This window comes from Flammeovirga aprica JL-4 (genome assembly GCF_012844305.1).
Classification (GTDB): Bacteria; Bacteroidota; Bacteroidia; order Cytophagales; family Flammeovirgaceae; genus Flammeovirga; species Flammeovirga aprica.
The window spans coordinates 1-7576 of record NZ_JABANE010000195.1; the positions used below are offsets into that span (position 1 = coordinate 1).

The following is a 7576-nucleotide window of genomic DNA, read 5'->3' on the forward strand; positions in this document are numbered from 1 at the left end:
TTGGAAACTATAGCACAGAAAGCAATGCAACAAATTCATAGTTCAAAATATGTTACTGTTTTAGAAGAAAACCAGAAGAAAGAATTGATGTTTGTAGGGGTAGCTTTTGATGGGAAAGAAGTAGCTTGTGTAATTGAGAAATCATAAAAAAGGTTGATACAGCTGTTTGTTGGAATGTCAATTGAGTTTGTACCTGATATATCATCAATGATATATTGAATTTTTAATATCCATACAAATACCGATAAGCCAACCATTATATTCTAAAGTAGCTAAGTACTAGGACAAAAGTAATCGAACATTTTATCTTATCTTTTTTATCCTACTCTTCGTTAGATTTTTATCACGTAACTACGGTTATGCTCTGCAAATCTTTCTCGATTAGAATAAAAAAATAACAACCTAAAAAGTCCGTTTACATCTGTCCTAGTACTTAAGTACTATGACAAAAGTAATTGGCATTTTAAATGTAAAAAAGTGCTTCGTGTTGTGGTCCAGTGGACGTTGTAGTACAACGTCCCTACAGTCTACTTTCAATTTTTGTTAGCATATCATTTATGAAGGATACAGTTGTAGGGATGTTGCATTGCAACGTCCACTGAACCACCATAAAAACCATTTTACGAACCATAATTCTTCATTCTTCATTAAAAAAGTTCCATTTCTTCTGTCACAGCACTTAGATGATTTTTTTCCCAAAAGCCCATAATTTCAATTATGGGTCTATTAGATATTGTTCACTTACAACTAAAAAGTCTATAGGCGTTTTTTACATATAGGTCTATTTTCTCAATATTTCAGTTTAATTCTTTAGAAGTAAGCCTTATTACCTTTTTTGTGCTGTTTTTCTTTAAAATGTTCATTAATACTATTGCTACTTGCCTATTAATTTCGCATAATTGTTGTCATGTAGAAGACATCATTTTTTAATACTTCCTTTTAATATCATGGCAAGATTTAAGTATATCTCAGAGTTTGAGTTCAAAGCACCATTACACAAGTTGTATCCTTATTTTGTAACGCCGAATCTATTGAAAGATTGGTTCGCAGATAAAGTGACTGAAAATGCTGAGCAGAAGATCATGTCATTTGTTTGGGGGAATGAAGAAAAGAGAGGGAGAATTGCAGTGAGGAGGCAAAATCAGCATGTGAAATACGTTTTTGAAAAAGAAGAAGATCAAAAGTCAGCGTATTTGGATTTCAAGTTTGATTTTAGTGAATTGGCTCAATCTACTTTTGTGACCGTAACAGATTTTTCTGATATGGACGATATGGATGAGCTGAAAGAACTTTGGGAAGAATTCTTCGGAAGATTACATGAGATAGTGGGCGGTTAAAAATTGTAGACAATGTCATACGAGTACTCAGCGAAGTATATCAAACAGCTGTCGAGAGCTGTTGAACAAAAAGAAGATGCGTATCTTGAAAAGGAATTTGAAGATATGCATGCAGCAGATATTTCTGCTGTTATGGAAGGGCTTTCAGCTGAAGATTGTAAGTACATTCTTGAATTGTTAGATCCTAATGTAGGGGCTGATGTGATCAGTGACCTTGAGGAAGATATTCGAAAAAACTTTATGGCTCTTTTTGAGGCCGGAGAGTTATCAAAATATTTAGATCAGACGGATTCCGATGATGCGGCGGATATTTTAAATGAACTGCCCGTCAAGATGAGGGAAGAGGTGCTAGGTAGTATGCAGAATCAGGAAAAGGTGCTGTATATCGTGGATCTCTTGCATTATGAAGAAGATTGTGCTGGTGGTTTGATGGCAAAGGAATTGGTGAAAGTAAATATCAATTGGAACGTACATCAATGTATTGAGGAAGTTCGCCGTCAGGCTAAGAAAGTAGATAAGGTTTATACTGTTTATGTAGTAGACGACCATGATATTCTATTGGGTAGAATTTCAATGAAACGTCTATTGATAGCAGATGAAGAGGATAAAGTAGCGGATCTATATGAGCCTGAAATAGCCAAAGTACATTCTTATCAAGAGGATGAAGAGGTGGCAGAATTGATGCAACATTATGATTTGGAAGTGATTCCTGTAGTTAATGTTCAAGGACGTTTGATTGGTAGAATTACGATTGACGACGTGGTCGATGTGATCACTGAACAAGCAGAAAAGGATCAGCAAGCGATGTCGGGTCTTTCGGAAGATATTGAGGAGAGAGATAGTTTGTGGGCAATGGCAAGAGCTCGTTTGCCTTGGCTGATTGTTGGAATGTCAGGGGGATTATTAGGAGCTAACTTTTTAGGTGGGTTTGAAGACGAATTACGTTTAGTACCCGCAATGGCCTTCTTTATTCCATTGATTACAGCAACGGGCGGTAATGTTGGAATTCAATCATCGACTATTGTTGTACAATCGTTAGCTAGTGGAGGTTTTCAAGGGTCCGTTTTTGACCGTTACTTTAGAGTGTTAATTGTCGCCATATTAAACGGTTTGACTCTTGCACTTTTAGTATATGCGTTCAATTTCCTCTTTATAGAACATGCTTTGGCGGTTGTAGTTTCAGTGGCTTTGTTTAGCGTAATTATGATTGCCTCCTTTATGGGAACCATCACCCCAATTGTGTTGGATAAGTTTGGAATCAATCCCGCACTTGCTTCTGGGCCTTTTATTACCACTTGTAATGATTTAATAGGCCTTGGAGTGTACTTTACAGTAGCAAAAATGCTTTTACATAGTTAAATTTGCAAAATGTCAGAAAATAAAAGAACAGAGATAGGTGAACTAGGAGAGTTTGCTTTAATCGATAAAATAACGGAAGGAGTAGAAATTCATCATAAAACAACTGTAAAAGGCATTGGTGATGATGCGGCAGTTTTTGATTATGGTGGAGATGAATATACCGTTTTATCAACGGACATTTTATTGGAAGGAATTCATTTCGATTTAAGTTTTATGCCTTTGCAACACTTAGGGTATAAAGCAATTGCTGTCAATGTATCAGATGTTGCGGCAATGAATGCGATTCCAGAACAAGTAACTGTAAGTATTGCTATCACAAACCGTTTTTCAGTAGAGGCGGTTGATATGATTTACCAAGGGATTAAAGCTGCATGTAAAAATTATAAGGTTGATTTAGTTGGAGGTGATACAACCTCTTCACGTCAAGGACTTTGTATTTCTGTTACTGCCGTTGGTAGAGTAAAGAAAGATAAAATTGCCTACAGAAGCGGAGCGAAAAAGGGAGATATCCTTTGTGTTTCTGGTGATTTAGGTGGTGCTTATATGGGGCTTCAAGTACTTTTGAGAGAGAAGAAAGTTTTTGAAGCGAATCCTGAAATGCAACCAAATTTAGAGGATTATCAATATATAGCAGGTAGACAATTAAGACCTGAGGCTAGAACGGATATCATTCATGAATTTAATGAGTTGGGAATCGTACCAACTTCTATGATTGATATTTCTGATGGATTAGCCTCTGAGGTTTTACATATCTGTAAGGATTCAAAAGTTGGTGCTGTAGTTTATGAAGATAAATTGCCAGTAGATCACCAAACGTTTGATGTATGTCATGAGTTCAAAATTCCTTCAAAAACTCCAGCTCTAAATGGAGGAGAGGATTACGAATTATTGTTTACCATCAAGCAGGAAGATTTCCCTAAGGTAGAAAAACACGCTAGTATATTCTTTATCGGATATATTGATGAAGCTGAGAATGGTGCTCGTTTAGTGACAGAAGGACAGCAAACGCTTCCACTGACAGCTCAAGGTTGGAAACATTTCTAGAAATAACTTATGGCAGGGCATAGTAAATGGGCCAATATAAAGCATAGAAAAGGAGCTCAAGACGCAAAAAGAAATAAACTTTTCACGAAATTAGGAAGGGAAATTACCGTTGCTGCTAAGGAAAGTGGCATCGATCCCGATATGAACCCCCGTTTACGTTTGGCTATTCAAAACGCAAAAGGGGCAAATATGCCTAAGGATACCATCGAACGTGCCATCAAGAAAGTGGCTGGTGGTGAAGATATTACTTATGAGGAATTAACTTATGAAGGTTATTCTCCAGGTGGTATTGCTATCTATGTTGAATGTTCTACTGACAATACAAGGAGAACAGTACAACAGGTGAAAAGTTACTTTGCAAAATTGGGTGGATCTTTAGCTAAAAATGGTTCATTAGAATTTTTGTTTGACCGTAAAGGTGTTTTTGTTGTCAATAAAACAGAAGAACTTGATGTTGAGGAGCTTGAGTTGGAGCTGATTGATGCTGGAGCAGAAGATTTTGAAGTAGAAGAAGAGTTTGTTACTATTTTCTCTCAAATGGAAGACTTTGGTGCAGTGAACAAAAAACTAGAAGAGTTGGGTGTTGAAGTATCAAGTGCTAACCTTCAAAGAATTCCTCATGCTACCAAAGAAGTAGATGATGAAACGCTTGAAACTGTTATGAAATTGATTGACAGATTGGAAGATGATGACGATGTTCAGAATGTATTCCATGATCTTGAAATCACAGATGCTCAAGCAGAGAAATTGTAATTTCAGAAATTCTGTTTTTAAATAAATTTAATCCCTTGATGTATCATAGCATCAAGGGATATGTTGTTTCTGAAGAGGTAACTAATAAGACAACAGAAATAAGACCATAATTTCAATTATGGGTCTACGAATCACATGGTTGCTTTTACTAATACTTAATACATTATAAATTAGATATCTCGAAATCAAGATACTTCTGATGATCAGTAGCATACAAATGATGTTAACGCTTAATATTCGGAGCAATAGGCTTTTCACTCTTTTCATTGGGTAGTGTTCCCTCGGCCTTGAAGGGGAAAGCGTTAAGAATTTCATGTATTGAGCCGTTAAAAATGATTTTCTTGTTTGAGCTTTAGCGAGTTTAAAATCATTTAGGCGAGAGGAATGGAATTTAGCTTTTGACTTCAAAGCCTTGACTTTTTTGCTTCGTTTTTGTGTTAAGACAAAAATGAAGAAGAAGGTAGCTTGGAAGTAGAACAAAAAATCTTGCAGAAAAGTCGATTGAAAGTTTACAGAGTACTTAATTACCCTAACTAAGTTTGCCTAATGCTATCTCTATCAGTAGCACTGCTTAATAATCAAACTATTGGATTAATTTAATAATGACAACCTTCTCAATAAATACCTATTTATGGGTGTAGTAGATATTAAGTATTCTCTATAAATTTGTATAGTATTGATAAACAATGCTATGTGGCATGTTTTGTGTGATTTATAAAATGTCTAATTCTCACCCTTAACTATACTATTGTATTTATGAAAAATCTTATAACAACCCTAATGCTATTCTTTGGAATATGCGCTTCAATCAATGCACAAGCAATATATGTATGCAATCAATCTAATAGTGCAGATTACAACAGTTTGCAAGATGCTATCAATCAGGCATCAGACGGTGACAGTATTTATGTCAATATGTCGCATGAAAGCTATGGAGAGATATCTATTACCAAAAAAGTAATACTTATAGCGAAGAAAATTTTTACTCATGATTCAAATCATGCGTCCGCTAAAATTGATAAAATTATTTTAGAGAAAATTACAGATGATAATTCAGATGCCTCTCATTCGGTAATTCAAGGTTTCGAGATTAATTACCTGATGACGATTGCGGATCCTGGTAATTATGTCCAGAATGTCACTTTGACAAGTAATCAATTGAATTACAGACCAAAAACGCATTCAACAGAGACTTGGAAAATATCAAATAATAGAAAAGATTAAGGTGTAGATCCAACGTGATCTTCGCTTTGAATATAGAGGTGCACACATAAAGAAGGCCTTTCGTTTAGTTTCGAAAGGCCTCTTTTTATTTCATAAGTACAAAGACACTTTTGAGTTAAGAGTTAAGGATGAAGAATAAATGCTTCTGTTGTGATTTGTGTAGACTTTGCCACGTAATATCTTGACAAAAACAACTAAAACACGTTAAAAACTACCTTAACTCTTCATTCTTAACTCTTAACTCAAAACGGCGTCTTAAATACTTTCCAAAGCAGATAAAATTTCTTTAACACTCATTCTTCCCTTGTAGTTAGGGTCATAATGTCTTGCAATGATTTTACCATCTTGACCAATAATAAATGTGGCAGGAACAGGTAAGGATGCGTTTTTGATTGAATTGATTTTTGTTAAATCTTTTTCATACTTCTTCAACATTTCTTGGTACCCATCATTGACCTCAAAAGTGACTTTATAGCCGTTCATGATGTCAAGTTTTGGATCACCTACCAAATCAAAGTCAAATCCTTTTTTTTCAGCGAAAGCAGCAAAACGTTCCTCTGTTTCAGGTGTGATAGCCATAAAAGTTGCACCTGCTTTTTCAATCATACTCAATGAGTCATTAACGTTGATTAAGTGTTTTGCGCAATAGGGGCACCAGCTACCTCTGAAAAAGTTGACTACAACAGGTCCTTTTTTTAAGGCTTTCTCAAGATCAAAGTCCTTTTTGTTTTGTGTTTTGCCTTTAAATTGAAAAGCATCATCACCTACTTCAAGACCAGGTTGCAATGAAGAAACTACAACACCGTATTTCTCATAAACGGCTTTTTCTTGAGCATTTGATAGGTTACTGATCATAAATAGACCAAGAATAATACTGAGGGTTAAGTTTAAGTTTAATTTCATAGTTTAAAAATTTGTTTCTTGACTGATAGGTCAAATATAACTTTTTATTTTTCTCTTCTCCAAAATTAACCATCACTTTTATGGAGATTAATGTGATTGCTGTTTAAAATAATTTAGAAATTCTAAAAAATTAACAATCATTTAAAAGTGCATTGCCGTAGAACCTTTATAACTTTCTCTTTTGAATAAAAAGTCTCATGAAGAAACAGCCCAAAATAAAATTAACCCTATCATTAAAAGACAAAACAATTGAATTAGTATGCATTGCCATTTTGTTGATTACATGGCTAATACCTTTAATTGTTTACAATGATTTGCCAGATGAAATAGCAATCCATTTTAATTCGAAAGGAATTCCTGATAACTATGGACATAAAAGCACTCTTTTTGGTTTGCCTATTTTTGCAACTTTTTTATTTATACTGCTTACAATTCTTAATAAATATCCTCATACTTTTAATTACCCTACTGAAATTACAGAGGATAACGCATTCAAGCAGTATACGTTATCTACAAGGTTTATGCGTTTTGTAAAACTTTCTATTTTGATAGTTTTTTTGGTGATTGTTTATAAAAGCGTAGAGTTGAACCCTGAGGGTTTAGGTACTTTCTTTCTGCCTTTTGTACTATTGATAACTTTTATGCCTATTATTATTTACTTTCTTGTTCTAAGAAAGAACAATTTGAACTAAATAATTGAATGTATTCTTATTGTGGATTATAAGTACTCTATCAAAATTAGCTTATACTATTTATCATTATTTTTTGCGATTATTTCATCTAAAAAACTTTTAATAGAACCACTATTAATGCGTTTTTTAAATTCATACTCCTAAGTATATGACAAAAATTGATTGAACAGCATTTCTAGCTGTTCATAAAATTTATTTTGTAGGCATTGAGAAAGTTTCTCTAAGCCATATTTAAATAAACTTTTGGCTTTCCTTCCATGAGAT

7 protein-coding genes are annotated in these 7576 nt (G+C 34.3%); 6 read left to right on the top strand and 1 reads right to left on the bottom strand.

Annotated features, from left to right (window positions below):
* The first annotated feature begins 947 nt into the window (after positions 1 to 947).
* The 5 genes from HHU12_RS32360 (at position 948) to HHU12_RS32380 (ending at position 5717) form a co-directional block, all read left to right on the top strand.
* Entirely contained in the window at positions 948 to 1337 is a 390-nt protein-coding gene (locus tag HHU12_RS32360) for an START-like domain-containing protein (RefSeq protein ID WP_169660878.1), read from the top strand.
* Positions 1338 to 1349: 12 nt separating this feature from the next.
* The gene (mgtE, locus tag HHU12_RS32365; RefSeq protein ID WP_062616510.1) at positions 1350 to 2696 is read left to right on the top strand and encodes a magnesium transporter; all 1347 of its coding nucleotides are present in this window, start codon (positions 1350 to 1352) and stop codon (positions 2694 to 2696) included.
* A gap of 9 nt (positions 2697 to 2705) precedes the next feature.
* Positions 2706 to 3740: a thiamine-phosphate kinase gene (thiL, locus tag HHU12_RS32370; protein ID WP_169660879.1), complete on the top strand. Its 1035-nt coding sequence runs from the start codon at positions 2706 to 2708 to the stop codon at positions 3738 to 3740.
* Between the two features lie 9 nt (positions 3741 to 3749).
* Positions 3750 to 4493, top strand: coding sequence for a YebC/PmpR family DNA-binding transcriptional regulator (locus tag HHU12_RS32375; RefSeq protein WP_169660880.1), 744 nt, complete (start codon positions 3750 to 3752; stop codon positions 4491 to 4493).
* Between the two features lie 756 nt (positions 4494 to 5249).
* Complete coding sequence (locus HHU12_RS32380; protein ID WP_169660881.1) at positions 5250 to 5717, top strand: hypothetical protein; 468 nt, start codon at positions 5250 to 5252, stop codon at positions 5715 to 5717.
* Between the two features lie 255 nt (positions 5718 to 5972).
* On the opposite strand, the gene HHU12_RS32385 is transcribed toward HHU12_RS32380, so the two are convergent.
* The gene (locus tag HHU12_RS32385) at positions 5973 to 6620 is read right to left on the bottom strand and encodes a peroxiredoxin-like family protein (protein WP_169660882.1); all 648 of its coding nucleotides are present in this window, start codon (positions 6618 to 6620) and stop codon (positions 5973 to 5975) included.
* Between the two features lie 197 nt (positions 6621 to 6817).
* Between HHU12_RS32385 and HHU12_RS32390 the strand changes: the two genes are divergently transcribed.
* Positions 6818 to 7312, top strand: coding sequence for a DUF1648 domain-containing protein (locus HHU12_RS32390; RefSeq protein ID WP_169660883.1), 495 nt, complete (start codon positions 6818 to 6820; stop codon positions 7310 to 7312).
* Positions 7313 to 7576 lie beyond the last annotated feature (264 nt).